The organism is Enemella evansiae (assembly GCF_002250705.1).
GTDB classification, from domain to species: Bacteria; Actinomycetota; Actinomycetes; order Propionibacteriales; family Propionibacteriaceae; genus Enemella; species Enemella evansiae.
Genome location: NZ_NMVP01000005.1, coordinates 67,252 through 92,870 on the forward strand (window position 1 = coordinate 67,252; position 25,619 = coordinate 92,870).

Consider the following 25,619-nt stretch of genomic DNA (forward strand, 5'->3'; position numbering starts at 1 on the left):
CCAGTCAGCCGAGGAGTGCGCGCAGCGTCCGCCGGATCAGTTCGGCCGGCAGCGGTTCGGTCAGCGTGAACCAGAGCGTTCCCTTGCCCCTTTGAAAAGGCGCCAGTTCGGCGGCCAACTCGTCATCACCGGGAATCGGGTAGATCGCGACGTGGCCCCGCCAGCCGGAGATGTACGCCCGGCCCTTGCGACCCGGCACCTGGTAACCGAGGATCCCGTAGCTGAGCACCTCGGTCGCGGCCGGTAGGGACTCCCGGGCCAGTCGCCGCAGCTCGTCGAAATGCTCCCGGGACGCCGCCGGCACCGATTCGACGTATTCGTCGACCGTCTGGGGCTTGTTCTCGGCCATGGCGGCATCCTACGGTGAGGAGAAGCGTCGACCTGCAGGGAGCGAGCAATGGCCGAGGATCCAGACACCGAGCGCGAGGCCACGGCCGAGTTCGACATCGAGATGACTCCCGGTGATCCGCTGCTGACCACCACCGGGCGCCTCGATTTCACCAAGACCTGGACCGGTGGGATGGTCGGCACCGGCCGCGGGGTGATGATCTCCGGTGGTGATCCCGGAGCCGGTGAGGCGGGATACGTCTGCCTGGAGATCTTCGAGGGCAGCATCGACGGTCGCGAGGGATCCATCGCGTTCCAACAGTTCGGCAAGATGTCCGACGGCAACAGCGAGCTGCGATACGAGATCGTGCCGGGCTCCGGCACCGCCGAGCTGTCCGGGATCACCGGGGTCGTCGAGCTCGAGGTCGATCAGCAGGGTCAGCATCACGTGCGACTGCGGTATCGCGGTTGAGCCGATCCAGCGGTCAACGGGCGGACGGCACACCGACCGGAATGCAGATCCACCCTTCGCGGGATGCCTTGTCCTGCAGGGATTCCGGCGCCCGGTGATAGTTGTCGCGAGCCACCTCGCGGGCGATCAGGGCGGCGAGCACGGCATCCAGCGCGTTGTCATCGGCCACGCATGGTTCCCGGTGACCGTTCCAGTCCAACCAGGGCAGCAGCTCGGTCAGGGCGCCGACGAGTTCGGTACGCCGGGCCAGGCTATTGGCGGCCTTGTAGCCACGATGAGCCAGTCCCCAGCTGGCGAGGGCGCCCGCCGGGTATGCCTCGATGACCCGTCCGGTGCCGTCGCGGGTCAGGTCCGATCCGTGCTCACGCAACCGCGCCTCGATCCCGGCCCAGCGCAGGGCCGGGTGGGCGATCCGGTCGGCGGCCACGCTCAACGGTGTCAGCCCGAACTGCTCGTGCACCCACCGGTCCGTCGCGCGCAGCTCGTGCTCACGCCGCCAGTCCGGGCCGGTGGATTCGGGTGCCGCCAACTCACCGGCCGCGTGGCGGCGTACCAACTCCACAAAGGAATCCGGCCAGCCGATCGGCACGTCCACCCCGACCCGGTCGGCATCAGCGACCGCGTCGATGATCCCGTCATCCTCGACCCCGACCACCACCCGCTCGACGACCACCCCGGCGGCGGACTCACGCAGGGCCGCCAATCCGGTGCGCACCGGATCGGCCGCCAGATCCACGCCGACGAACACGGCTCCGCTCACCGCTCGGACCACCGCCCGGTGGTGTCGCGGTCGACACCGGCCAGGAAGCGTTCCACCTCCGCGGTCGTCCGCAGTCGGTGGAAGGTCAGGTGCGCGTTCGCCGGGTCGTCCATCGCGGCGAGGTAGCGGCGCCGGTTCTGCGGGTAGGTCGTCCAGGCCCACCACAGGATGGATTCCTCACCACGCCAGAACATCAGCGCGCGCCAGCTCTCCCGGTTGCTGCCCCACAGTTCCTCCCGGGTGAGGATCCGGCCCAGCACTCGCGTGAGGGATCGCCACATCACCAGCCAGCGGGGCGGGTCGACCCAGACGACGGTGTCGGTGCGGTCCCAGACCAGCCTGCCGAGCTTGCTCTCGTAGTTGCCGTCCACGACCCAGCCGTCACCGCGAGTGGCCTCGGTGACCAGCTGCTGCAGGTCCTCGGCCGTGGCGGCCGCCCAGTCCGGGCCCCAGTGCAACGCGTCGAGTTCGACGTGCGGTATGCCGAGGGCGTCCGCGAGCCGCCGGGAGACGGTCGACTTGCCCGAACCGGAGGTGCCGACCACCGAGATCCGCTGCATCAGTTGGCCTTCCCGAGCGACGGCAGCCACCGGGGCACACGCCGGGCGTACCCCTCGAACTCGGAGCCGAACTTCTGCCCGAGGGCGCGCTCCTCGGCGGGGATCTGGATGCGGTCGATGACCAGCAGGAACCCGGCGAGGGGTACGCCCGCCGCCCAGGACCGGCGGCCGACGGCGTGCGCGAGCAGCAGGCCGCCCATCCCGAGATAGATCGGATTCCGAGTCAGTGCGAAGACCCCGGTCTGCACCAGCGTGGTGGCCTGATCGGGCTCGTGCGGATTCAGCGTGGTGTCCGCCCGCCGGAAGCTCAGCACCGAGGCGCCCATCAGGCCTGCCGAGGCACCGGTGAGCAATCCGGCGACGATCCGGGAGCCCCGCGTACCCTGCGATCCGCGTGCCAGCAGCGTCTGCAGGGCCGCCGCAGCCGCGGCGAAGACCGGCGGCGGAACCCTCGGCTGATCCTGCTGCATGGACGCGATCCTGCCAAAGGATGGGCCGGCTGTCGCCCCTGCTTGAGATGCTGGGTCCATGGACGAGTTGGACGCGCGCCTGGAACGGATCGGGCGGCATCATTTCCGTGCCCGTTTCGCGCTGCGCGGCCGGGATCGGGCGGTGGTCGAACTGCGCGGCATCGACACGGTGCGCAAGCACGCGCACCAGTTGATCGCCGACCGGTTGGCCCCGGCCGAACCCCGCAACGACGGCCGGCAGACGCCCTACCGTGGCCACCCGGTCTTCGTCGCCCAGCACGCGACCGCCACCTGCTGCCGCACCTGTCTGTCCCGTTGGCACGGGATTCCCGCGGGCCGACCGCTGGATGCGGCCGAGCAGGACTATGTGGTGGAGGCCATCTGCCGATGGATCGCCGGGCAGTATGCACCCGGCCGGCCGCCGCAGTGAGGGGCGGCGACTTAAGATGTCGTCATGGCCGACGAAGAAGAATCCTGGTGCACCTGGACCGAACTCGTCACCGACAACGCCGAGGCACGCTCGGCGGTCAGGCAGTCGGTGGATGATCCGCAGGGCTTCTTCACCGCGCACGAGGACGAGCTCGCGGGCGGCCGCGGGATCGAGGACGTCGAGGAGTTGACCGACGTCATCGCGGTCGTCGAAGCCCTGCGGGAAGCCGGCGAGTTGGCGTACTTCGATTGGAACGAGCCGGCCGACGAGGTGGTCGGCAAGTTGGCCCGGTTGCCGCGGGTCGCGCAGTCAGGTGTGGATCTCGAACCGCTGGCCGACTCCGAGGACGCGCTTGAGGAGGTGGCCGCACAGGTGAACGAACTGCTCCGACCGACGGGGGTGGTGATCGTCGTGCTGGATGAGGATTCCGACGCGTTCCCGCTGGTCGCGATCCCGGTGGACCGGGCCGACCGGGTGGTCGCGCTCGGTCAGCAGCTCGGCTCGGATGTACGCGTGCCCTGAGCTGTCACCGGTCGCGTTCGTCAAGGCCGGTCAGAAAGCCGAGTGTGCGTTCGCGGAGCAGGTCCGCCGCCTCTGGGGCGTACGCCGGCAGGGACGAGTCGGCGAAGAGATGGTCGGTGCCGGAATAGAGGAACAGCTCGACGCTCGGCTGGGATTCGGCCAGCGCTCGCGCGGCGTCCATGTCCTCGCCGAACCAGGGGTCATCGGTCCCGGCATGGACCTGGGCGGGCAGGCCGGCCGGCCAGTCGCCGAACTCGGCTGCCGGGAGACAACCGTCGAAGAAGAGCGCACCGACCGCGCCCGGCCGAGTCTGGGCGAGTTGCTGGGCCGGCATGACACCGAGTGAGAAGCCCGCGTACACCAGCTCGTTGGGCAGTTCCTCGGCGGCCGCCACTCCACGCGCACGGACGGTGTCGAAACCGAGCTGCTGGACATGGGCGACACCGGATTCGACGTCGTCGAAGGTACGCCCGTCGTAGAGATCGGGGACGTGCACGGTGTGCCCCGCGCTCCGCAACCGGTCGGCGAAGTCCTGGACACCCGGGGTGAGCCCCTGCGCGTGGTGGAACAGGATGATCTCGGACATGGTCCCTCCTTGGCCGATCCGCCCAATGATCCAAATAGTTGGAACGTTCTGGAACGCTAGTATGTTCTGCCATGGCTGGCAAGACCCCCGACTACGACCTCGCCGACCGGCTTGCCCTCACCGAGCCCGCGCAGGTCCGCGCCCTCGGCAATCCCCTACGCACCACGATCCTGGGGCTGCTGCACGAACGGGCAGCGACCGTGACCGAGCTGAGCACGGCCGTCGGTCGGCCGAAGAGCACGGTCGCGCACCACGTGAAGGTGCTGGTCGACGCCGGTCTGCTCCGGGTGGTCCGGACACGGCGGGTGCGCGCCATCGAGGAGGCGTTCTATGGGCGCACGGCGCGGCTGTTCTACGTCTCACTCGCCGGTGGTGACACGACGCAGGACTTCAACGACTTCGAGGTCGCCGCGGCCGAGTCCCAGGCGGCGTACGCCGAGGGGCAGCTCTGGGGCTACCTCCGGCACGCCCGCATCGACGAGGAGCAGAAGGCGGAGTTCTGGCAGCGAATGACTGCCCTGCTTGAAGAATTCGACGCCCTCCCCCGGCGCGGCGACCTGGTGCACGGATTCGCGATCGGGATCTATCCGATCCCGGACTATCCGCGACTTCCGCCGCGTCCCGATCCAGATCTCTAGGATGTGGCCATGACCATCCGGATGGACAACATGGGCATCCTCGTCGAGGATCTCGATGCCGCGATCGAGTTCTTCACCGCTCTCGGACTGGAGCTCGAGGGCCGTGGGATGGTCGAGGGCGAGTGGGCCGGGAGGGTCACCGGGCTCATCGGTCAGCGCGTGGAGATCGCGATGCTGCGTACGCCATCTGGACAAGGAAAACTGGAACTCTCCCGCTTCCTCGAACCCGCGGTGGTCGCTGATCACCGCACCGCCCCGGTGAATGCGCTGGGCTATCTGCGGGTGATGTTCGAGGTGGACGATCTCGACGCGGCACTGGACCGGTTGAACAGGTTCGGCGCGGAACTGGTCAGCGCCGAGGTCGTCCGGTTCGAGGACGTGTACCGGCTCTGTTACATCCGTGGACCAGAAGGAATTCTGATCGGGTTGGCCGAGGAAATCGCGTGAGGGCTAGGAATCACCGAATCGGCTGAGGATCGATTCGACGATCGGTTTGGTCAGATTGGCGTCGATGTAGTCGTTGCGGGGTTGGGTGTCCTGGTTGCCGGTGGTGAACGAGACGATCTCGCCATTGCGGTCGTATCGGCTCGGATCCTTCAGATTCGGACCGTGGTGCGGCAGCTGGAAGTTGAGTCGGAACTGGATCCGTCCGGAGTCGTCCACGCACTGGATGCCGGTGTCCACCGGTTCGCAGGTTCCGCCCTTGATGTCGCCCTTCGTCGGCCCGGTTCCCTTGCGCTTGTTGCGCTGCACGAAATCCGGGGATCCGGCGAGCATGATGTCGGTGTGCACGGTGCCTGCGTTGTTGGCGAGCATTCCCACGGGGATGTAGAACCTGGTGGTGCAGCGCGCCTCGGCCACGTTGATCTCACCGGGCACCTTCGTCATATCCGGTGCGGTGATCTCGTACCTCCGCGCCTCCGGCTCCCGGGTGATGTTGCCGATCTGGGGCAGCAACGATCTGAGGGTCTGGTCGGTCACCAGCTCGCAGGCCGATGGCCAGTCGCGGATCGCGCCGTAGGGATCGAGTTCTCCGTCCAACGGGATCGCCGGGCCGACGTCGGCAGGCAGGGTGCCGATTGTGATCGGCGGCGTGCTCGGTTCGGAGGAACAGCCGGCCAGCAGTACGCCGAAGGCCAGGACTGCGGTCGCGGCGGTGATCCGGAGGGAGGAAGTCACCCGAACAGGGTGCCAGCCGTCGGGTTCATCCGGCGCTGCTGCCGGACTCCCCCGTCGCCAGCCAGTCGCGCCGCAGCAGCCCGTACACGTAACTGTCGGACACGTCACCGTTGACGATGCAGTCCTCGCGCAAGGTCCCTTCGCGGATGAACCCGAGCTTTTCGAGTACGCGCGCAGAGGCCACATTGCGAGTGTCCACCTCGGCCTGGACCCGATTCAGGTCGAGCGTTTCGTACGCCCAGCGGAGCAGCGCGTGCGCGGCCTCTGTGGCGTACCCATGGCCCCACGCGGTCGGGCTGAGGCAGTAGCCGAGATAGGTGCTGCGGAAGCCGGGATTCCACCGGTTGATGGTGCACCAGCCGAGGAATGCCTGGTCGGTCTTGCCTTCGATCACCACCCGGACACCGGTGCCCTCGTCCACCATCCTGCGCGCGTCGGCGAGGAATCGGTCGAGTGACGACCGTTCGGTCCACGGCGGCGAATCCCAATACCGCAAGGCAAAACCGTCGCTCTGCAGCGCGTAGAGATCGTCGCGATCGGTCTCGGTGAACGGACGCAGCGTCAGCCGGTCGGTCGTCAGTGTCGGGGCGGTTAGGGGCATGCCGGCATCATCCCACCTGGCGATCTCGATCCTTGAACGCCGTCTGCACCCCCCGAAGCCCGCAGGTGCGAGACGGTCTGCCGATAGCCCCCGAGACCGGCTGGATCAATCCGTCGCTCCCCCACCCGACGGCTCGAACCTGGCATCGGGGCCGTACATGTGGGCTTGGACTACAGAGTCATGCGTAAGGACATGGTCGACGATCGTCCAGAACTCAGCGAGCATCGGATGCGCCAACGCTTCGTCCCGGGTCAGCTTGTGGCCGAAGGTCGCAGCGTCGCTGAATGCTGCGGCCGCGGTCACAAGCGAGGCCGCGGGTCCACTCTGCCCGTCGACCGGCCCTATGCGGCAGCCGAAGGTGAAGCGGTCGTCCACACCGTCAGCCCACGTCGGCGAAAACACGGCATCGATCCACACCTCGTGACCATCATGGTGATAGCAGGACGCAAGATAGATCGCGTGGGCGTCGTTGTCCTGGTTGATGAAGCCCGTCACGCGGACCATCGGCTCACCGCAGTGATGGCAGGTCCCTTCGACCACTTGCGCACCCGGTTCAATCTCCAGCATGGCTCATATTCTGACGTACCTGTCGCCAGCACCACACCCGGCTGACCGGCCGCCGCCCGGCGAGTTCGGCGCCCGGCGGCTTCCACCGCGGCGAGGGCCTCGCGAGCCTACCGCAGCAGGACCGTCCCGGGCTCGGTCAGGGCGACACCGCTGCCGGTGCGATGCAAGCAGGAGGACGCCGAGCCGCCGCTCCAGCCGCTGGATCGCCCGCGACAGCGGCGGTTGCGCGATCGCGAGCCGCTCCGCCACCCTGCCGAAGTGCAGCTCTTCGGCGACGGCGACGAAGTAGCGCAGCTCCCGCGTTTCCACCAGGTGATGTTTTCCAGACGATGGTCACGGCCGATACCGGTGCGGTATCGCCGACCACCCGATCGGTTTTGGACGCGGGCGCCGCGGCGGCAGCAGGATCGGCCGGGTGAGTGAACACAAGACTGCGCTGGTGACCGGCGCGAACAAGGGAATCGGATACGAGATCGCCGCCACGACCAGACGCGCGGTCATCCAGCCTCCACCTGTGGGGAATCCCGCAGAATGACTTCTCCCAGGCGTGCCCCGAATCCCGCGCAGAGCACGTGTGCCTGCTCCAGCAGGATCCATCGGCAGGTCCATCGCTGGGCGGAACCCGCGTCGGATGAGTGATCCTCACGGGCGCTCCATTCCTCTGGGAGATCGCGGCCGAGTGGCTCGAGCTGGAAGACGTGCCGCTCATGGAGCTCAGGTTTGGAGGGCCACACGTCGTAGTGTTCGACCCCGGGGACCGGAGCACCCGTGCTGAAATGCCGGTCTCCTCGAGCACTTCACGAACGACCGCGGACTCCGGAGGTTCGCCGGGTTCGACCGTTCCCGCCGGTACCTGGACGCCGAGGACGTCCAGTGGGAGCTGGTCGTGGGTGAAGACCAGCAAGCGCCGGTCGTGCACGACATAGCCGACGACCTTTCGCACGGCCCGGCGCTCAGGACCGGCGGGCATGCGGCGCTCCCGACCATGATCGGTACTGGATGAGTTTCAGCTGATGCCCGTCTGGATCGCGGACCCAGGCATAGCGGAGCCGACCGTCGGGCGAGTCCATGGGCTCGGTCACGACAGCCGCGCCGGCTCTCACCGCACAGCCGAAGGCGCCGTCGAGATCGTCGGACCACAACGCGACCTCGGCCGACGGATCGATGCCCGGGACGACTCCAAGGCCCGCCAGCTCATTGGCGACCGTGGCCGCCGTCAATCCGATACGTACGCCGGCCGCGTCCACCTCTACGTGTTCGATCGGCCCGGTCTTCGGATAGCGGAACGCCTCCGGTAGCCCGAGCTCGACATAGAAGGCGAGGCACTTCTCCACGTCGGTGCAGAACAGGTTGACCTGGACCTGGGTGATCGTCATGCCCAACATCTTGCCGGGGCGGACGGACAGCACAACCGCCGGTCCGCCACCGTGCGGTGTCTCCCCGGCCGGACCAGGGCTACCCGCGTTCAGCCCCGGAGAGGAGCACGTCGGGACGTCCTCCCAGGTCGGCTCCGGAGCGGGGTGAAGCCCACGTCAGGCACGGGCATCGCGTCGGTTGAGGATGACCGTGGTCGCGCTGATGAGTGCAATGGCCAGTACGCCGGATGCGATCGCGATGGCGATGACATCGCCCGCGGTGATCGAGCCGGAGTCGGCGAAGGTTCCGGTGCCAAGCTGCGTGGTGCGGGTCACGATGCCGTAGGGCGAGACCAACGCCGCGGGTCCGCTGACCATCAGCACCGCTGTGGAGACTCCGGCTCCGACGAGCGCGAACGCGATCGGGCCGGCGAAGGAGCGCAGGAACATCGAGAGCGCCGACTGCATGGCGGCAAGCGGAACAGCTGCGAGGATGAGCAGCGCTGTCACCCCGAAATATTTACCGGGCAGCATTCCCGGCAGACCGAAGCCGAGCTTGCCGACGATCAGTACCGCGCAGAGCATGATGACTTGCATGATCGCGGTCAGACCTGCGACGACGGCGGTCTTCGCGATGACGATCTGCGACGACGGGGTGGGGCCGCTCATCAGCGCGTTCCAGTTGCTGCCGCGATGCTCGGTTCGCCAGACGAGCGAACCGAGGATCGCGACCCCGATCGCGAGTGGGAAGAGTCCGTAGAAGACCGCCGATTGCAGCCACACGGTGTCCCAGCCGTTCTCGGGTGCGCGGCCGCTGGCGAGCCGGGTGGCCGCGCCAGCGAGCACCAGGGCGATGGGCAGCAGCACGACGACCGGCCAGGCCAGCGATCGCTTGAGTTTGATGAGCTCGGCTGCGAAAGCACCCATGTCAGGCCTCCTGCCGGTCGAAGCGGTGGGTGATGAGCCAGAACAGAACTGCGGAGACGACCGTCAACCCAGCCACGCTGAGGTAGGACAGCGGCAGAGCGACGATGGTCCCGCCCTCGTAACCGGCAGCCTGAGCCAGGGCGTAATAGCCCCAGGGTGTCAGATGGGCGTACGCCGGGGGCAGTCCCTGCGAGAAGGCTCCGAGCAGCGCGCCGAGCACCCCGATGCCCAGTGCCACGAGCTGGTTCTCGACCTTCGCGGAGATGACGATGTGCAGTGCGAGGACGACGAGGTTGATCCCCAGCATGCAGGCAGCGAATCCAGCCCAGTGTCCGAGCGGGAGCGGGATGCTGATGCCGACGAGCAGCTTGCCGGCGACGAGGACGCTGAGGTTCTGAGCGAGGGTGATGGCCGTGACGACGATGCCGAGCGCGAGGAGTTTGGCCCGACACACCCCGCCCGGAGTGACTCCGGTGGTGGCTTGCAGGAGCCAGCCGTTGCCCTGGTGCTCGATGTCGGTCTGCCGGGACGCCAGCACCGCCAGGAGCAGTGGAGCAGTGAGCGGGATCCCGAGGGACATGCCGGCGAGCAGGGCGTTCCAGGCACTCGACTCATCCGGATCGAACTCCGGAGTGGAGACAACCGTGAACAGGGACAGGACGAGCACCGCGAGGATCATCACCATCGCAATCACTCCGACACCGAGATGCCGCATCTTCGCGAACTCATTGGCCATCGCCCGCCCCATCACAGCCCTCCTCCGGCGGTCAGGCTCATGAAGACGTCCTCAAGGGTCTGTTCGTCGCGGCGTACGCCGTAGATCCCGACCTGTTCACCGACGAGTGCGGCGACCAGACCCGCGGTCTGTCGGTCATTCAGTCCTGGGACCGTGACTTCTCGCTGCTCGGTCAGCCGGGCCCCGAAAGAACTGAGCCTTGATGCCGCGAAGGCTGGATCGGAGCAGGTGATGACCAGATCCGGAGTGGAGGCCGCCATGAGTTCGGAACGTGTGCCCTGGAAGATCATCCGTCCCTGGCTGAGGATGCCGAGAACGGTGGCTGTCTTGTCGATCTCGCCAAGGAGATGGGAGGAGACCATGACCGTCACCCCGTCCGAGGCCAGGGAACGCAGCAAGGCGCGCATCTCCTCGATCCCTGCCGGGTCGAGGCCGTTGGTCGGTTCGTCGAGGATGAGCAGCTGCGGCTGCCTGGCCAATGCCATCGCGATGCCCAGCCGTTGCTTCATCCCCAAGGAGTAGTCCCGGACCTTCTTGTTCAGCTGGTCCTGCAGGCGTACCGCGCTGACGGCGAACTCGATCTGCTGCTGGTTCAGGCCCAGCAGCCGCTGAATCGGGCGCAGGTTCTCCGCGCCGGTCAGGTGGGCGTAGCCGGGTGGTGCCTCGATGAGCGAGCCGATGTGGCCGAGGAGCGTACGCCGGGTCCCGCGGGTCATCTGTTGACCCATGATCTCCACGGCTCCGTGGGACGGCTGGATCAGCGAGAGCAGCATCTTCATCGTCGTTGACTTCCCCGCCCCGTTGGGGCCGAGGAATCCGTAGACGCTGCCGGTCGGGATGCGCAGATCAAGGTCTTCGACGACAACTCGTTTGCCGTAGCGCTTGGTCAGCTCATGGGTGGCGACGATGGTTGAGGACATGCCTCAACCCTTCCGGGATCTCGCGCGGGAATCGTCCCTCTTCGGGCATATCTTCGGCGTATCACCCAAGATATACGTACGCCGGAGGCCTACCGTCGGCGGGCGTCGACCAGCCCGGTTTCGTAGGCCAGGACCACCGCCTGCACCCGATCACGCAGGTGCAGTTTGGTGAGGATCCGGCCGACATGCACCTTGACCGTGCCCTCGGCAAGCACGAGTTCCGCGGCGATCTCCGCGTTCGACAGACCACGTGCCACCAAGCCGAGCACCTCGTGCTCGCGCGGCGTCAGACCTGCCAACCGCGCGGTCTGGTCACGAGCCACCGGACGGGATCGGGTGAAGTGATCCAGCAGCCGGCGAGTGGTGCTCGGCGCGACCACCGCATCGCCGGCGTGCAGATGCTTGATCGCGGCCGTGATGTCCTCGACCGGGGTGTCTTTGAGCAGGAACCCCGACGCTCCCGCCTGGAGCGCGTCATAGGCGTACTCGTCGAGGTCGAAGGTGGTCAGGATCAGCACCTTGGGCGGGTTGTCGCGTTCGTTCAGCCGACGGGTCGCTTCCACACCACTCATGCGCGGCATCCGCACATCCATCAGCACCACGTCGGTGCCGACGGTGTCGAGCAGTTCCAAGGCCGTGTCGCCATCGTCGGCCTCGCCGACGATGGCGAGATCCGGCTGCGAATCCAGCACCATCCGCAGTCCCATCCGGATCATCTCCTGGTCATCGACCAGCAGCACGCGCACCGTCATGACGAGACCCTCTCATCTCGCGGCAGTACCGCAACCACTTCGAACCCACCGTCCTTGCGCGGACCTGCCCGCAGCTGACCCCGATGAGCGGCGACTCGCTCCCGCATGCCCAGCAGGCCATGACCGCCCTCGGACGCGGTCTCCGGCGTACCCACCCCGTCGTCGGTGATCGCGACCTGCACCTCGTCGGGTCGGTAGCTGATCGCGACGTCGACCTGGGTGAGCGCCTCACCCGCGTGCTTGCGCGCGTTGGTCAACGACTCCTGGACCAACCGGTACACCGTCAACCCCAGACCGTCCGAGATCTGGCCCGGTTCACCGTCGGTGTGGAGCGTGACCGGCAGTCCGGCGGCGCGAGACTGCTCGACGAGAGCGCCGAGCTGGGCGATGCCAGGCTGCGGCGCATCCGAACCCGGCTCCTCCTCGCGCAGCACCCCGAGCATCCGTCGCATGTCGGCCAGCGCCGAACGCCCGGTGTCGCGGACGCGTACCATCGCGGCCCTGGCCCGTGCCGGCTCCGAATCGACCTTCGACGCCGCCCCATCGGACATCAGCACCACGACGCTCAGGCTGTGCGAGACGACATCATGGATCTCCCGCGCGATGCGGGCGCGCTCATCGGCGACCGCAATCCGCGCCTGTGTTTCCCGTTCCCGCTCCGCCTGGACGGCCCGCTCATGCAGCCCTGCGACGTATTGGCGGCGGACCCGCACCAGTGTCCCCCAGGTCCACACCCACAGGGTCACTACGAGCAGTACGCCGAGCTGACCGATATCGACGACATCCTTGCCGAGGTGAGGAATCACGGCGATCAGCAGCCACCCCGCCGTGAGCGCGGCGCCGAGAGCGGAGACCTGCCAATGATGTCTGGATGCCAGGTTGTACAGGCCGAACGCCAGGATCACGTCCGCGGGGAGCAACGGGGCACCGAGAACGAGCTGGACACAGGCAGCCAGCAGCATCACGCCGAGGACACCCGCCGGGAACCGGCGGCGCCACAGGTAGGGCACACAGAGCACCGCCGACACCACGATCAGCCCAGCGGTGTGGACAGCGTCCTGGGCGTAGGCCGGAACGATCGGGAGGTTGTACAGGAACACGCCGAGCGCGATCAGTAGGTCGATCAACCACATCCGCTCCCGCAGCCACTGGCCGGGCCCGGGCATCGGGGACACAGATTCAACCGTCGGAGTTGTCACGCCGTGCGTCCGCCTACGCCGTGCCGCTGTCGTCCGGGCTCATCACCGGTTCCTCTTCCCAGATCGCATCCCGTGCTCCAGCGTAATTCGGTGCGATTGATCCGCTCCCACGCACGGGCACCCACTGTCGACGGCACGTGCAAACTGACCCCATCCGAGACCGGGACCGGCCCGTCACCGCCATGCATCAGTCATGACGTGCGCATCGGCAAGGTCGGCGAAAAGTTCGGCCGATCGCCTCCAGTTTGCATCGGTAGCCTTCGTCACCGGACAGGGCAAATCGTCGTCGAACCGGCGGTTTCGTTGCTCATGACGCAACGGCACTGTCTCTTCCGCGCGCCGGTCCATGTGGGCTTCCGTCTCGTCGTGGGGCCCCTGATCAGTCTCGCTCGTCATGGCGCACCTCCAGATTGGTGACATCATGACATCGATCCATACCGGGAGGACATCATCATGAGGATCTGGCGGTACGTCGCGACGAAGGTCCGGGATGTCGGCACCGGGACCGACTCGTGGGAGATCCGTGAGCTGTACCCGGAGGACGACGGAGGCTTCTCCTACACCGCGGGGCCGATCTCACCGGCTGGCGATGATCTCGCCGAACTCGTCCGTGACCTGGACAACATGGCGGCTGACGCACCCCTCCCTTGGCTCGATCTGACCGGTGACCACCCCCGCCTCGTCAACGACGCATCGACATGACTTCAGAGGGTCGCAGCCCGGGTCAGGAGCCGACCCATCAACCCCCATGTCAATCGATGACGGCAGCCGTGGCTTCCACTTCCACGAGTTGGTGGTCATAGCCGAGTGCGGCCACCCCGATGAGCGTGCTCGGCACGTCGTGGTCCCCGAACGCGTCGCGGACGACTTCCCAGGCCGTCACGAGATCGGCCTGTTCGGATGAGGCAACGAGCACCCGCGTGGCGATGACGTCCTGCAGTGTGGCGCCAGCCTCCCCCAGAGCAATCTTCATGTTCTCGACGCACTTGGCGGCCTGTCCCGCGAAGTCACCTTCATTGCAGGTCGATCCATCGCTGTCCAGTGGACAAGCGCCCGCCAGAAACACCAGGCGGGCTTCTGCGGGCGCTGTAGCGGCGTAGGCGTACTCGGCCACATCCGACAGCAACTTGGAACGAATCAGGGTCACGGCCTTGGGCATTGCATTCCTTCAGGTCGAGCGGCAAGTCCGGTCAGCTTCGCACGTTGATCCAGGTCGACGCAGGTCGGCCATCAACTGCCGTTGCCATCGCGATCGTTGCATGGACAATCAGCAGGCTCCCGTCTCCGGCGCGACGTACTCGTGTTGCAGGTCGCACACCCGTGCGATGTGGCCAAAGTCGTGGTCGGCCGCGAGCACCGTGGCGTCGTTGGCGATCGCGTAGCCAGCGATCAAGATGTCAACGGCACCGGCGGCACGGACAAGGCCGGCCTTCCAGAGCGCGGCTTGGATGTCGAGCACCAGGGCTTCGCCGGGTGCGCGCTCGAGCGGGAAGCCCAACGACATCTGCTCGCGATAACGGGCGTGCTCGGCGGGTGTCCGCGCGCTGTGGCAGAACTCGAGCACCTGCGGCGGACAGGTGACGACGAGATCGGCTGGAGCACGTTCGATGCGCCTCAGGCGAGCGATCATGCGAGGGTTACCGGCGATCGCCCGCGCCCAGACGGAGTTGTCGACGAGGTAGTCGGTCACTCGTCCGGGAGGGGATATTCGATGGTCGGCGCACCCAGCTCTGCGGGCAGATCCTCGAGTTGAAGGACGCCGTCGATCATCGCACCCTTCTGCTTCGACGCGATCAGGCGGCGCAGCGCGAGGTCGAGGACCGCTCGATTGGACTTCTCTCCCGTGAGTTCACGGGCGCGCTCGATCAGCTTGGCGTCCAGGTCAACGCTGGTCATGGCCATGCCCGTACCCCCTCCCACTCATTCTATATGACCCATCATATGGCTTGGTCGACCGCCACGGCTTGACGCCTGGCAGCCACGATGGTGTCCTGCACCCCGTCCCAGGTGTCGAGGACGATCAGGGGAAGTCCACGGACCGAGCCGGGTCGATACGTTCAGGAAGCGGCAGCTTATCGACACCACCGGCCGCCTGCGCAGCCTGGAGGAACGCCAACCCGATATTCGGGCGGGCAGCGGCCTTGGTCAGGATGTCGCGAACCTCAGCCTCCAAGGAACGGCCATGCTGCTTTGCCTGAACCGCAAGCCAGGCCTTGACGGATTCGTCGAGCCCACGAACGACAATCGACGCCATATCACTCCCCCAAGTGCCGAACTGATTTCACTAATGAAAGCACTCGGTGGATGGAATTCAGACGTTGAATCGGAACTCCACCACATTTCGATGGATAAGGCCATCACGGCGACAGTGGCTGCGACTCGCCCGCCCATGGGCTCATCGTCAACTGGACGATCGCCGGCACCACCCTTAGGGGTGAGGAGGTCGACCTCCGGGGCACGGCAACAGACGTCGCGCGAGCGGGGAGGGTGGCATCTGGCATTACATCATCGACAACCCGTTCGGGGTCGCGACGCCCGGATCCTCGAAGGTGCTGAAATGGAGTCGTGGTGGGTCAAGACGGAATCGGTATGCCGCTGAAACGCGGATCATGGCTGTCCGGGGTGACCGACGCCATAGTGGCTTCGCTCATCGTCATGGGGTTCTGGGCTCCGAACTGGCCCTCCTCAGGCACCCCGGCACGTGTGCTCTGGGCAGGGCTTGTTGCGGCGGTCATCGCTGCGGTCCTATTTCGCTGGAGAGCGCCGACAGTCTCACCGATCGTGACGCTCTGTGCGACAGCATGGGGGTGGTTGACGGGACTGAGCGAGGATCCCTTGCTCGCTGCGGCATGGTGTCTGTACCCGCTCGCGTTGCGTCGCGGTGGCCGGACTCGGGTGATCGGCTTGGTCGCGGTCGGCGTACTGCTTCTGGTGTCGACCGTAACGGCCGTACCGGAATCCCTGCTGTCATTCGGCCAGGCTCTCGTCATCGGCATCGGCGCGGTCGGCGCGGCGTGGTTGCTCGGGCACGTCGAGGCGCAACGGCAGGCCGCGACCCGGCAGACCGCACTGGAACGAGCCGCTGCCGAGCGCGCCCGGCAGCAGAACGTGTTGGCCCGCGAGGTGCACGACGTGGTCGGCCACTCCCTCAGCACCATCAGCGCGGAGGCCGCGATCATCCGGGAGCTGCCCGGTGCGGACGAGCAGGAGTGGCGAGACGCGCTCACCGCTATCGAGTTACGGGCTCGCGCTGCCCTGGTGGAGATGCAGGCCCTCGTACGCTCACTTCGCACCGGACACCAAGCTGTCGCCACATCCCCTGACCTCACCGAGCTGGTCACCGCAGCGCGCGTGAGCGGACTCGAGGTCTCGACCGAGATCACGACCCCGCCCATGTCAGACGAGACGCGGATCGCGGTCGCCCGGATCGTGCAGGAGACGCTGAGCAACATCATCCGCCACTCCGGCGCACGGGGCTGCGAGGTGTCCGTGCGTGGGGATGGCGACACGGTGGTCGTGCAGGTGGAGGACAACGGCCACGGTCTTCCCTCGCGTCCGACACCGGGCACCGGGGTCGCGGGGATGCGCGAGCGTGTCGAAGAGCTGGGCGGTTCTCTGACCGTCACGACCCGGCTGGAGGGTGGCACCCGCGTGCTGGCCCGTCTCCCCGCGGGGGCCCCGGCATGACCCGGTCGATCCGCGTCCTCCTCGCCGACGACGACGCTGCATTCCGCCGTGCCTATCGCAGGTTGTTCGACCACAGCGAGGGATTCCAGGTCCATGGCGAGGCAGGAACGGGCGAGGAGGCGCTGCGCCTGATCCAGACGCTGACACCGGATGTCGCGCTGGTCGACGTGCAGATGCCCCGGGGGTCCGGGTTGGACGTGGTGCGGGGTGCGGCGGGTCTCTCGACGAGAATCATTCTGCTGACCACCTTCGATCTCGACGAGTACGTGAGCGAGGCGCTGCACGACGGCGCGGCCGGATTCCTGTTGAAGAACGCGGCTCCAGCTGAGGTACTCGCCGGAGTGCGGGCCGTGCATGCCGGGCACGGATCGCTCGCCCCCGAGGTGACCGCGCGGCTGATGAACCAGTTCTCCGCGCAGCCGCGCCCGGTGCCGCACCCCTTCACGAGGGCACGCCTGTCCGAGCGAGAGTTGCAGGTCACCCGGTTGATCGCCTCGGGGCGGTCGACGCAGCAGATCGCAACCGAGCTGTATCTGAGTCCGGAGACGGTGCGAACGTATCTGAAGCGGTTGTTCGCAAAGCTCGACGTGAGCGACCGTACGCAACTCGCCGTGCTCGCCGTCGAAGCAGGACTCCTGCACGATCAGCGCTGAGGTGTCCCCATCCGGGGGACGCGGCTCCGAGGCTTCGGGCAGCACGGTGGAAGGGAAGTAGTTCCCGAACCATCGTGAGGAGCGCGACCAGGTGATCGAGATCGACAATGTCAGCAAGAGATACGGGTCGAAGGCCGCTGTCGAAGGGGTGACCTTCACCGCGAAGCCCGGCCGGGTCACCGGATTCCTCGGCCCGAACGGGGCCGGGAAATCGAGCACGCTGCGCATCCTGCTCGGCCTCGACCGAGCGACCTCGGGAACAGCGCTCATCGACGGGAAACCGTACGCAGCATTGAATCAGCCGCTGCGTACGGTCGGCGCGATGCTCGACGGTGCGGCCCCGGTGCCCGAGCGGCGCGGCATCGATCATCTGCGCTGGGTGGCGCAGGCGGGCCGTATCCCGAAGCATCGGATCGCCGAGGTGCTGGAGACCGTCGGTCTCACCGACGCGGCGAAGATTCGGGTGCGGAAGTACTCCCTCGGCATGAAGCAGCGCCTGGGCCTGGCCACAGCTCTGCTGGGCGAGCCGCGGATGCTCGTGCTGGACGAGCCGGTCAACGGCCTCGACCCGGAGGGCATCCGCACCGTGCGCACCTTCATCCGGCGCTACGCCCAGCAGGGCAACACGGTGCTGTTGTCCAGCCATCTCATGGCCGAGGTCGCTGAGACCGTGGACGACCTCGTCATCATCAACAAGGGCCGCATCATCGCCACCGGTCCCCTGGACCAGGTGATCGCCGGTCAGGCGACCCTGGAAGAGGCGTTCTTCGCGCTCACCGGCAGCACCCCAGGCGAGAGCTGGTGACCGCCATGATCCACGCCATCCGCGCCGAACTCACCAAGGCCCTGAGCCTGCCCAGCGTGCAGCTCATGCTCGCAGCGCTGACCGCGCTGCACGTCCTCATCATGTCGATGAACATGCCGAACATCCGCGATTCGCTCGCGAACATCACCGCCGACGGGCGGATCGAGTTCTACGGAGGCCAGCTGGTGCCCGCCGAGCAGTTCCTCGCCGAACTGATCGTCGCCTTCACCTTCCAAGGGGTCATGTTCATCTGGGTGATCGGAGCGGTCGCCACCGGCACCGAGTTCCGCTCCGGCCAGATCGGCCAGAGCCTGCTCACCGTCCCCTCACGCCCGCGCATCGTCGCAGCCAAAGCCCTCGCCATCGCACTCATCTCCCTCGCGATGGGCGTCCTCCTCGCCCTGGTCTCCATCGGGATCACCTACTTCACCGTGCGGGCCTGGGATTCCTCCTTCCTATGGAACGAGGAAGCGCTCATCGGACACGGCCGCATGATCTTCATCGCGATCGCCATGAACCTCATCGCACTCGCCGTCACGCTCATCGCGCGGCGTACCCTCGTCGGCATCATCGCGATGGCCGTGTTCCTGGGCCTCACGATGACGCAGGTCGTCGCGTTGATCTCGCCCACCGTCGACGCGCTGCTGCCGGTCAGCGCGCTGCGAAACCTGCTGTTCGCAGACGTCGTCGGCGAGGTCATTCCACCGCTCACCGCCGGACCCGAGCACGCGCTGATCACCCTGACCGCCTGGGCGATCATTCCCCTGATCGTCGCCGTCATCGTGCTCCGCCGCAGGGATGCCCGATGAGCAGCGCCGACACTCCGATTGCCGACAACGGCACCCTCGACAGGGACGAGACGACGACCATCCGCTTCCGCGATGTGGTGGCCGCAGAGGTCACCAAGATCATCACCCACCCCGCCACGCTCCTGGCGGTGGCACTCGCACTCGTCGTGAACCTCGCGCTCGGGGTCGTGGATGCCGCCGGGCTTGTCCGACTCTCCGTCGGGGATCGCCTCGTGCCGGTCTCCGAACTGGGCTCGGTGATGTTCGCCCCCGCCTACCTCTTCCTCATCCTCCCGGTGATCGCCGCGGGCAGCGAGTACGCCAGTGGACAGTTACGGATCACCCTGGCCGCCGTGCCCCAGCGCGGGCGTCTCGCGGCCGCCAAGCTCGCGGCGTTGCTGGGGATCACGACCCCGGCCGCGCTCGTGACGCTTGCACCGGGGAGGCTGACCCTGACCCTTGCCGATGGGCGGGGGTTCGCGGGGGCTCTCGCGGATCTCGGTCTCTGGACGCTGGCGTACACGCTCATGGCGCTCATCGCCTACGCCCTCACCGGCATCATCCGCAGCTCTGTCGCCTCGCTGTCCCTGCTCGTGCTGATCCCGATCCTCATCGCCACCGGGATCCTGCAATGGCCCCTGGTCGTCCGCTTCCTTCCCGATCAACTCGCGCTCAGTATGCTCAGCACACCCGGATACACCGTCACCGAGCTCCCGCCGGTCATTGCTGCTGTCATGCTCACGGCCTGGGCACTCGCTCCCTCGGGCATGAACTTCGCGATGCTCGTACGCCGCGACAGCTGAGGTGCACGCGCGTGTACCGATCGGCGACCGTCGGAGGCGTCGTGGATCGTCCCGCTGATCAATCAGGTGCCGCATCAGGTGCGACGTACTCGTGTTGCAGATCGCACACCCGAGCGATGTGTACGAAGTCCTGGTCGGCCGTGAACACCGTCGCATCGTTGGTGATGGCATAGCCAGCGATCAAGATGCCGAGCGGACCAGCTGCGCGGACAAGTCCTGCGTTCCACAGCGGCCTGGATGTCGAGAACCAAGGTCTCGTCGGGTGCGTGCTCGAGCGGGAAGCCCAGCGAAATCTGCTCTCGATATCGGGCGTACTCCGCTGGCGTCCTCGCGCTGTGGCAGAACTCCAGCATCTGCGGAGCGCAGGTGACGAGCAGGTCCGCTGGCGCACGTTCAATGCGCCGGAGCCGGGTGAGCATGCGAATGTCACCGGAGACCACGCGAGCCCACACGGAGTGGTCGACGAGGTAGACGGTCACTCGTCCGGCACGGGATAGTCGATGGTCGGCGCACCCAGATCGGCGGGCAGGTCCTCGAGCTGGCGAATGCCCTCGGTCATCCCGCTCTTCTGCCTGGACGCGATCAGGCGGCGCAGCGCAAGGTCGAGAACAGCACGAATGGACCTCTCCCCGGTGAGCTCACGGGCGCGCTCGATCAGCTTGGTGTCAGGTCAACGCTGGTCGTAGGCACGAGCGGCTCCCCTCACGCTTGAGCATATGAATGGCCATATACCTGAGGCGACGATGGCCCGCCCGGTTCCTCACAGATGCCGTGGTGGACATGACCGGTCGCGACTGGCAAGCCAGCCGCTTCCGCCAGCGATTAGGCCGTTGTAGCGTGAAGTGAACCTGACGTCGCCGACACCCTGAGATCAGTCCCTGCTCGGAAGGACATCATGGTGAGTTCTTGGCGCTACGTGGCAACGAAAGTCCGGGACGCCGATGCCGGGATTGAGTCGTGGGAGGTCCGTGAGCTCTACTCCGAGGAGGGCGGACGGTTCTCCTACACCGCGGGACCGACCTCACCGGTTGGTGACGATCTCGCAGAACTCATCCGTGACCTCACCAATATGGCTGCCGACGCGCGTCTCCCATGGCTCGATCTGACGGGTGACGAGCCCCACCTTGTCGACGAGCCACCCGACGTGATCACACGTTGAAGCGGAACTCGACCACGTCGCCATCGGACATCACATAGTCCTTGCCCTCAAGGCGCATCTTGCCGGCGGCCTTGGCGGCCTGCTCGGACCCCGCGGCGACCAGATCGTCGTAAGCCACGATCTCGGCCTTGATGAAGCCCTTCTGGAAATCGGTGTGGATCACGCCGGCGGCCTCGGGGGCGGTCGCGCCCTTGCGGATCGTCCAGGCGCGGGCCTCCTTGGGGCCGGCGGTGAGGTAGCTCTGCAGGCCCAGCGTCTCGTAACCCACCCGGGCCAGCACATCGAGCCCGGGTTCGTCGATTCCCATCTCGGCAAGGAATTCCCGGGCCTCGTCGGGTTCCATCTCGGCGAGCTCGGCCTCGATCTTGGCATCCAGGAAGATCGCCTCGGCGGGGGCGACCAAGTCGCGCATCCGCTGCTTCAGTTCCTCGTTGGCGAGCTCGTCCTGGTCGCAGTTGAACACGTAGAGGAACGGCTTCGCGGTGAGCAGGAACAGCTCCTTCAGCGGTTCGCGGTCCAGCCCTGCGGCGTACACACCCTTGCCGGAGTTGAGCACCTCGAGCGCCTCCTGCCAGGCGGCGAGCTTGGGCTGAGACTCCTTCTTGATCCGGGCTTCCTTCTCCAGCCGCGGCAGCGCCTTCTCCAGGGTCTGGATGTCGGCCAGGATCAGCTCGGTGGTGATCGTGTCGATGTCCTTGCCGGGATCGACCGAACCGTCGACATGGGTCACATCGGCGTCGGCGAACACCCGGGTCACCTGGCAGATCGCGTCGGCCTCGCGGATGTTGGCCAGGAACGCGTTGCCCATCCCCTCGCCCTGGGAGGCACCCTTCACGATGCCGGCGATGTCCACGAACGACACCGTCGCCGGGATGATCTCCTTGGAGGAGTAGATCTCGGCGAGCTTCGCCAGCCGCGGCTCGGGTACGCCGACCACGCCGACGTTGGGCTCGATGGTCGCGAACGGATAGTTCGCGGCGAGCACGTCGTTGCGGGTCAGCGCGTTGAACAGGGTCGACTTGCCGGCGTTCGGGAGGCCGACGATTCCGATGGTGAGTGCCACGCCGGCCCACTTTAGCCGAGCATTGGGTGACCCCTCGACACGCTGGCCATTGCTCCGCTGGCGCTCCGCATGGCCAGCTACTCGGGGATCGGAGGGCTACTCGATGCGCGTCAGGAGCCAGAGGCCCTCGATGGGCGTCGGGGCGGAAACCGAGGGCGTCGTTGATGGCGAGCATGTGCGCGTTCTCGTCGGCATTCCAGGTCCGCACCCGGTGTACGCCCGGATGCTCGGCCCGCAGCCGGCGCAGGTTGGCCGCCTTCACCAGCAGCCCGAGCCGGTGGCCGCGGTGGTCCGGGCGGACCAGGGTGTCCTCCTGCCAGGCCAGGCCCGGCTTCTCCTGTGGCACCGACAGATAGGTGTGCGCGACCGGCTCACCGCTCCCCCGGCGTACCGCGATGGTCCACAGGTCGTCCAGCTTTTCCTTTCGGTGGAACTCATCCAGCTCGCTGACCCGCTCGGCGTTCCAGGTCTCCGCACCGCGCGGCAGGTCGCCGATCGGTACGTCGGTGGACATCCGCCCGCGCAGGACCGCGAGCCCGTCACGCAGCTCGGGCGGTGTCGGCCCGCTCCACTGCACCAGCTCGTAGTCGCCGCTGGCCCGCTCGGCCTCGGCCTGCAATCGGTCCAGATCGCCGAGCCCCTCGGGGATCCGCAGCAACCCGCTGCGCTCGACCTGATCGAGCACGAACCCGGTGTCCAGCAGCCAGCGGGCCGTCGCGTCGAGACGGACCGCGCCGGATCCCGTGCTCGCGGTGACCGTCTCCGCAGCCGGGTCCGGGGTCAGGATCGGGTCGGACACCCACAGCGAGACCGCGGTCCGGCCCTCGGCCCGCAGCACCGGGCGTACCGTGTGCCACAGCGCCTCGAGCACCGCGGCCGGATCGACGGACGGGTCCACACAGGGTTCCAGATCGGCCAGGTGCTCGTTGTCCCCCAGCGGCAGATCGAGCTGCAGCGAGCCGACCACCCGCTCCCCCTCGCGTACCACCCACATCCGCCGTGCAACCCGGGACGTGCCGGTCAGACGATGCGCGAGCCCGGCCATCCCGTGCTGGAAATCGTCGTGACCGAAGCGATCCTCACCCCAGCGCCGCCACAGGTCGATCACCTCGGCCAGCTCGGGGTTCGGGGCGCCGTCGATCAGCGGCGGGGCGATCTCGGTGACGGCCACCGTCATTCCGCTCCCAGCTCCAGCTGCCAGACCCCGCCGACGACAGCCGGCCGGAAGCCGAGGGCGGTGTTGATGGAACGCATGTGGGCGTTCTCGTCGGCATTGCCGGTGAGGATCCGGCGCACCCCGGGTGCCTGCTCGCGCAACTGCTCCAGGTTCGCCAGCTTGATCCGCATCCCGAGCCGGTGCCCGCGGTGCGCGCCGGCGACCAGGGTGTCGTTCTGCCAGGCGAGTTCGGGGACCTCGTCGACCACGGACAACTGGGTGTACGCCGCCAGCTCACCGGATTCGCGGTGCCGAGCGACCATCCACAACGTGCGGCGACCCATCAGCTCCTGCAGCGCGTCGGCGTACCGGATCCGGTCCTCATCCCAGCTCTCCTCCTCCATCGCCAGGTCACCGGCCGGCACATCGGTGCTCATCCGGGCCCGCAGTTCGGTCATCGCGGGAATGAGTTCGGCCGGTGTCGGCCCGACCCACCCCTTCACCTGGTACGCCTCAGAGGCCGCCTCCGCGTCGGCGGCCAGCGCCGCGAAATCCTTCCCCACAAAGGAATCGTCAACATCCAGGCGCGCCAGCACCTCGACCTGTTCCAGCCTGAACCCCGTGCTGGCAAGCCAATCGGCGGTCTCGTCGGCGATCACCGCGCCCAAGCCGGTACGCGGTTCCAGTTGCGCCTCACCCGCGTCGGGAATCGCGGTGATGTGCCAGAACCAGACCAGGCCGCGCCCCCGGCGTACCAGCTCCTGCCGGGCCTGATCCCAGAGCGCGTCGAACAGCTCCGACGCCCGCTCCGCGTACTCCGGGTCGAGGATCAGCCAGCCGTCGGCCAACCGCAGATTGTCCTGCAGGGGCAGGCCGAACTGCATCGCCGCGACCACGCGGCCGTCCGTCACGGCCAGCCAGAGCAACTGGTCGGTCTGCTCCCGGGCGACCCACATCGCCGCCCATTCCGAGGCCCGGAACTGATAATCCACAGACGCGAGCCGCGTCTGGTGCGACCGGTCGGAGAGCGTGACGAACTCCTTCAGCCCGGTGGTCCAGCCAGGGGTCGGCGCGTCGGGGGCTCGAACGATCTGCACATCACTCACCCGGTCAGCCTGTCAGCCGGCCGGGTCGCCGCCAATCGATTTTCTGCCCGACCAGCTCTCGCACCGGCCGGGTCAGGCGCCCGCCCAGTAGGCCTGCAGGGCACGGGTGAGGAAGTAGAGGTCGTCGACACCGGCCATCTCGCGGACCGAGTGCATGCTGAGCAGCGGTACCCCGACATCGACGGTGGTGATCCCGAGCCGGGTCGCGGTCAGCGGACCGATCGTCGACCCGCACGGCACCTGGTTGTTGGACACGAACTGCTGCACCGGCACCCCGGCCACCGCGCAGGCCCGCCGCCACAGCGTCTCCCCCACCGCATCGGAGGCGTACCGCTGGTTGGCGTTGATCTTCAGCAGCGGACCCTCGTTCAGCAGCGGCCGATGCACAGGGTCGTGATGGCCGACATAGTTCGGATGCACCGCGTGCCCGGCGTCGGCGGATACGCAGGAGGAGCGTTGCAGCATCTGCCGATACTCATCGGGGGTCGCGCCGAGCGCGGTCGCGGTCCGCACCAGCACATCCTCCAGCAGCGGCCCGCAGGCGCCGGACCGGGACCCCGAACCGACCTCCTCATGGTCGAAGGCCGCCAGCACCGCGATGTCGCCGCCGGTGTCGTCGGTGTTCAGCAGGGCGATCAGCGAGGCGTGCACGCTGGACAGGTTGTCCAGCCGGCCGCAGGCCAGGAAGGAGTCGTCGGCGCCGAAGAGCTTGGGCTTGGCGGTGTCGAAGGCGATCAGGTCGTGTCCGGCCACGTCGTCGGAGGTCAGACCGTCGGGGAAGCGGATGTCGTCGGCGAAGTCGGTGACCAGGTCGAGCACCTGGAGGTCGGGGCGCCGGACGCTGAACACCGGCTGGGTCTGGAACTGCTTGTCCAGCTTCAGCCCCTCGTCGTTCACCCCGCGGTTGAGATGGATGGCGAGCTGCGGGATCCGCATCACCGCATCGGTCTTGACCAGCACCCGCTCCCCACGCGGGGTGACGATCCGGCCCGCGATACCGAGTTCGCGGTCGGTCCAGGAGGCGATCAACGGGCCGCCATAGGCCTCGACACCGACCTGCTGCCAGCCCGCGGCACCGTAGGTGGGGTCCGGCTTGAGCTTGAAGGTGGGCGAATCGGTGTGCGAGCCGACGATCCGGAACCCCGACCGCGGCCCGGCGATCTGCGGTACCCACCAGGCGACCAGCGCCCCATCGCGGACCAGGAAATGGCCGCCCGGGGAAGCGTCCCAGTCCTCGGTCTCCACCTGTTCGGCGAACCCGGCCTCGCGCAGCGCCCGGGCCAGCTCCGCGGCGGCGTGGAAGGAACTCGGTGAGGCCACCACGAAGGCGGCCAGGTCGGCGACGTGTTTCTGCGAGTCGGCGTGCGGCATGGTGTCATCAAACCATCGACCGGCTTC

At 67.3% G+C, this 25,619-nt stretch carries 36 protein-coding genes; 11 read left to right on the forward strand and 25 right to left on the reverse strand.

The annotated features are described in order from the left end of the window. Positions 1-4: 4 nt before the first annotated feature. On the reverse strand, positions 5-349 hold the full coding sequence (locus BI335_RS05975) for an iron chaperone (RefSeq protein ID WP_094429913.1): 345 nt from the start codon (positions 347-349) through the stop codon (positions 5-7). Positions 350-397: 48 nt separating this feature from the next. On the opposite strand from BI335_RS05975, the gene BI335_RS05980 reads away from it, so the two are divergent. Beyond that, a complete protein-coding gene (locus BI335_RS05980) occupies positions 398-799 on the forward strand; it encodes a DUF3224 domain-containing protein (protein ID WP_094356099.1) in 402 nt (133 codons plus the stop codon). Between the two features lie 13 nt (positions 800-812). Here BI335_RS05980 and BI335_RS05985 read toward each other — a convergent pair whose 3' ends face one another. Genes BI335_RS05985 through BI335_RS05995 form a run of 3 tightly spaced genes read right to left on the reverse strand, consistent with a single transcriptional unit; the run spans position 813 to position 2,589 of the window. Continuing rightward, a complete protein-coding gene (locus tag BI335_RS05985; protein WP_094429914.1) occupies positions 813-1,559 on the reverse strand; it encodes a DUF429 domain-containing protein in 747 nt (248 codons plus the stop codon). Beyond that, positions 1,556-2,119: an AAA family ATPase gene (locus BI335_RS05990; protein WP_094429915.1), complete on the reverse strand. Its 564-nt coding sequence runs from the start codon at positions 2,117-2,119 to the stop codon at positions 1,556-1,558. The genes BI335_RS05985 and BI335_RS05990 overlap by 4 nt, the downstream gene beginning before the upstream one ends. Next, positions 2,119-2,589, reverse strand: a complete 471-nt coding sequence (locus BI335_RS05995; protein ID WP_172421762.1) for a methyltransferase family protein — start codon at positions 2,587-2,589, stop codon at positions 2,119-2,121. Before BI335_RS05995 ends, BI335_RS05990 begins: the two co-directional genes overlap by 1 nt. A 58-nt stretch (positions 2,590-2,647) precedes the next feature. Here BI335_RS05995 and BI335_RS06000 point away from each other — a divergent pair, with 58 nt between their 5' ends. Further along, positions 2,648-3,019 (forward strand): DUF4186 domain-containing protein, encoded by a 372-nt coding sequence (locus tag BI335_RS06000; protein WP_094428107.1) that lies wholly within the window; start codon positions 2,648-2,650, stop codon positions 3,017-3,019. A gap of 24 nt (positions 3,020-3,043) precedes the next feature. After that, positions 3,044-3,541: a DUF6630 family protein gene (locus BI335_RS06005; protein WP_094429917.1), complete on the forward strand. Its 498-nt coding sequence runs from the start codon at positions 3,044-3,046 to the stop codon at positions 3,539-3,541. Between the two features lie 4 nt (positions 3,542-3,545). Here BI335_RS06005 and BI335_RS06010 read toward each other — a convergent pair whose 3' ends face one another. Next, on the reverse strand, positions 3,546-4,127 hold the full coding sequence (locus tag BI335_RS06010; RefSeq protein ID WP_094429918.1) for a dienelactone hydrolase family protein: 582 nt from the start codon (positions 4,125-4,127) through the stop codon (positions 3,546-3,548). A gap of 71 nt (positions 4,128-4,198) precedes the next feature. Here BI335_RS06010 and BI335_RS06015 point away from each other — a divergent pair, with 71 nt between their 5' ends. Continuing rightward, positions 4,199-4,765 carry an ArsR/SmtB family transcription factor gene (locus tag BI335_RS06015; protein WP_094429919.1) on the forward strand — a complete coding sequence of 189 codons (567 nt, stop codon included), beginning with the start codon at positions 4,199-4,201 and terminating at the stop codon, positions 4,763-4,765. 9 nt (positions 4,766-4,774) lie between these two features. Next, positions 4,775-5,212, forward strand: a complete 438-nt coding sequence (locus BI335_RS06020) for a VOC family protein (RefSeq protein ID WP_094429920.1) — start codon at positions 4,775-4,777, stop codon at positions 5,210-5,212. Between the two features lie 3 nt (positions 5,213-5,215). Here BI335_RS06020 and BI335_RS06025 read toward each other — a convergent pair whose 3' ends face one another. From BI335_RS06025 to BI335_RS06080, 12 genes are all read right to left on the reverse strand, one after another. Further along, positions 5,216-5,944 (reverse strand): hypothetical protein, encoded by a 729-nt coding sequence (locus BI335_RS06025; protein ID WP_094429921.1) that lies wholly within the window; start codon positions 5,942-5,944, stop codon positions 5,216-5,218. A 25-nt stretch (positions 5,945-5,969) separates the two neighbouring features. Continuing rightward, a complete protein-coding gene (locus BI335_RS06030) occupies positions 5,970-6,545 on the reverse strand; it encodes a GNAT family N-acetyltransferase (protein ID WP_094429922.1) in 576 nt (191 codons plus the stop codon). A gap of 105 nt (positions 6,546-6,650) precedes the next feature. Then, positions 6,651-7,112 carry a hypothetical protein gene (locus tag BI335_RS06035; RefSeq protein WP_094429923.1) on the reverse strand — a complete coding sequence of 154 codons (462 nt, stop codon included), beginning with the start codon at positions 7,110-7,112 and terminating at the stop codon, positions 6,651-6,653. A 3-nt stretch (positions 7,113-7,115) separates the two neighbouring features. Then, positions 7,116-7,361 carry a helix-turn-helix domain-containing protein gene (locus BI335_RS22360; RefSeq protein ID WP_411266748.1) on the reverse strand — a complete coding sequence of 82 codons (246 nt, stop codon included), beginning with the start codon at positions 7,359-7,361 and terminating at the stop codon, positions 7,116-7,118. Then, the gene (locus tag BI335_RS22465; RefSeq protein ID WP_411266749.1) at positions 7,249-8,082 is read right to left on the reverse strand and encodes an NUDIX domain-containing protein; all 834 of its coding nucleotides are present in this window, start codon (positions 8,080-8,082) and stop codon (positions 7,249-7,251) included. The genes BI335_RS22360 and BI335_RS22465 overlap by 113 nt, the downstream gene beginning before the upstream one ends. Further along, positions 8,066-8,488: a VOC family protein gene (locus BI335_RS06050; RefSeq protein WP_172421763.1), complete on the reverse strand. Its 423-nt coding sequence runs from the start codon at positions 8,486-8,488 to the stop codon at positions 8,066-8,068. The genes BI335_RS22465 and BI335_RS06050 overlap by 17 nt, the downstream gene beginning before the upstream one ends. 156 nt (positions 8,489-8,644) lie before the next feature. After that, on the reverse strand, positions 8,645-9,394 hold the full coding sequence (locus BI335_RS06055; protein WP_094429924.1) for an ABC transporter permease: 750 nt from the start codon (positions 9,392-9,394) through the stop codon (positions 8,645-8,647). Position 9,395: 1 nt separating this feature from the next. Then, entirely contained in the window at positions 9,396-10,142 is a 747-nt protein-coding gene (locus BI335_RS06060) for an ABC transporter permease (protein WP_229119467.1), read from the reverse strand. Beyond that, positions 10,142-11,050 carry an ABC transporter ATP-binding protein gene (locus BI335_RS06065; RefSeq protein WP_094429926.1) on the reverse strand — a complete coding sequence of 303 codons (909 nt, stop codon included), beginning with the start codon at positions 11,048-11,050 and terminating at the stop codon, positions 10,142-10,144. The genes BI335_RS06060 and BI335_RS06065 overlap by 1 nt, the downstream gene beginning before the upstream one ends. Positions 11,051-11,139: 89 nt before the next feature. After that, entirely contained in the window at positions 11,140-11,802 is a 663-nt protein-coding gene (locus BI335_RS06070; RefSeq protein WP_094429927.1) for a response regulator, read from the reverse strand. After that, a complete protein-coding gene (locus tag BI335_RS06075; protein WP_094429943.1) occupies positions 11,799-12,968 on the reverse strand; it encodes a sensor histidine kinase in 1,170 nt (389 codons plus the stop codon). Before BI335_RS06075 ends, BI335_RS06070 begins: the two co-directional genes overlap by 4 nt. Positions 12,969-13,175: 207 nt before the next feature. Continuing rightward, a complete protein-coding gene (locus BI335_RS06080; RefSeq protein WP_144009080.1) occupies positions 13,176-13,397 on the reverse strand; it encodes a hypothetical protein in 222 nt (73 codons plus the stop codon). Positions 13,398-13,454: 57 nt separating this feature from the next. On the opposite strand from BI335_RS06080, the gene BI335_RS06085 reads away from it, so the two are divergent. After that, positions 13,455-13,703, forward strand: a complete 249-nt coding sequence (locus BI335_RS06085; RefSeq protein WP_094400291.1) for a hypothetical protein — start codon at positions 13,455-13,457, stop codon at positions 13,701-13,703. A 49-nt stretch (positions 13,704-13,752) separates the two neighbouring features. On the opposite strand, the gene BI335_RS06090 is transcribed toward BI335_RS06085, so the two are convergent. The 4 genes from BI335_RS06090 to BI335_RS06105 form a co-directional block, all read right to left on the reverse strand. Then, positions 13,753-14,160, reverse strand: a complete 408-nt coding sequence (locus tag BI335_RS06090; RefSeq protein WP_094400289.1) for a RidA family protein — start codon at positions 14,158-14,160, stop codon at positions 13,753-13,755. Positions 14,161-14,268: 108 nt separating this feature from the next. Continuing rightward, positions 14,269-14,691, reverse strand: a complete 423-nt coding sequence (locus BI335_RS06095; protein ID WP_094429929.1) for a PIN domain-containing protein — start codon at positions 14,689-14,691, stop codon at positions 14,269-14,271. Then, positions 14,688-14,903 carry a type II toxin-antitoxin system VapB family antitoxin gene (locus BI335_RS06100; RefSeq protein WP_094400284.1) on the reverse strand — a complete coding sequence of 72 codons (216 nt, stop codon included), beginning with the start codon at positions 14,901-14,903 and terminating at the stop codon, positions 14,688-14,690. The genes BI335_RS06095 and BI335_RS06100 overlap by 4 nt, the downstream gene beginning before the upstream one ends. Positions 14,904-15,021: 118 nt before the next feature. Then, positions 15,022-15,255: a FitA-like ribbon-helix-helix domain-containing protein gene (locus BI335_RS06105; RefSeq protein ID WP_094400282.1), complete on the reverse strand. Its 234-nt coding sequence runs from the start codon at positions 15,253-15,255 to the stop codon at positions 15,022-15,024. A 557-nt stretch (positions 15,256-15,812) separates the two neighbouring features. Here BI335_RS06105 and BI335_RS06110 point away from each other — a divergent pair. The 5 genes from BI335_RS06110 (at position 15,813) to BI335_RS06130 (ending at position 19,737) form a co-directional block, all read left to right on the forward strand. Beyond that, on the forward strand, positions 15,813-16,688 hold the full coding sequence (locus BI335_RS06110; RefSeq protein WP_172421764.1) for a sensor histidine kinase: 876 nt from the start codon (positions 15,813-15,815) through the stop codon (positions 16,686-16,688). Next, positions 16,685-17,341 carry a response regulator gene (locus BI335_RS06115; RefSeq protein ID WP_094400278.1) on the forward strand — a complete coding sequence of 219 codons (657 nt, stop codon included), beginning with the start codon at positions 16,685-16,687 and terminating at the stop codon, positions 17,339-17,341. The genes BI335_RS06110 and BI335_RS06115 overlap by 4 nt, the downstream gene beginning before the upstream one ends. 91 nt (positions 17,342-17,432) lie before the next feature. Next, positions 17,433-18,146, forward strand: a complete 714-nt coding sequence (locus tag BI335_RS06120) for an ABC transporter ATP-binding protein (protein WP_094429930.1) — start codon at positions 17,433-17,435, stop codon at positions 18,144-18,146. After that, on the forward strand, positions 18,143-18,955 hold the full coding sequence (locus BI335_RS06125) for a hypothetical protein (RefSeq protein ID WP_094400274.1): 813 nt from the start codon (positions 18,143-18,145) through the stop codon (positions 18,953-18,955). Before BI335_RS06120 ends, BI335_RS06125 begins: the two co-directional genes overlap by 4 nt. Continuing rightward, positions 18,952-19,737, forward strand: a complete 786-nt coding sequence (locus BI335_RS06130) for a hypothetical protein (RefSeq protein WP_094400272.1) — start codon at positions 18,952-18,954, stop codon at positions 19,735-19,737. The genes BI335_RS06125 and BI335_RS06130 overlap by 4 nt, the downstream gene beginning before the upstream one ends. A gap of 475 nt (positions 19,738-20,212) precedes the next feature. On the opposite strand, the gene BI335_RS22470 is transcribed toward BI335_RS06130, so the two are convergent. From BI335_RS22470 to BI335_RS06160, 4 genes are all read right to left on the reverse strand, one after another. After that, positions 20,213-20,395 carry a hypothetical protein gene (locus BI335_RS22470; protein WP_411266750.1) on the reverse strand — a complete coding sequence of 61 codons (183 nt, stop codon included), beginning with the start codon at positions 20,393-20,395 and terminating at the stop codon, positions 20,213-20,215. A 490-nt stretch (positions 20,396-20,885) separates the two neighbouring features. After that, positions 20,886-21,959, reverse strand: coding sequence for a redox-regulated ATPase YchF (gene ychF / locus BI335_RS06150; RefSeq protein WP_094356083.1), 1,074 nt, complete (start codon positions 21,957-21,959; stop codon positions 20,886-20,888). 1,173 nt (positions 21,960-23,132) lie between these two features. Next, positions 23,133-24,221 (reverse strand): GNAT family N-acetyltransferase, encoded by a 1,089-nt coding sequence (locus BI335_RS06155; RefSeq protein WP_094429931.1) that lies wholly within the window; start codon positions 24,219-24,221, stop codon positions 23,133-23,135. 72 nt (positions 24,222-24,293) lie between these two features. Further along, the gene (locus BI335_RS06160; protein WP_094429932.1) at positions 24,294-25,592 is read right to left on the reverse strand and encodes a M18 family aminopeptidase; all 1,299 of its coding nucleotides are present in this window, start codon (positions 25,590-25,592) and stop codon (positions 24,294-24,296) included. Between the last annotated feature and the right edge of the window lie 27 nt (positions 25,593-25,619).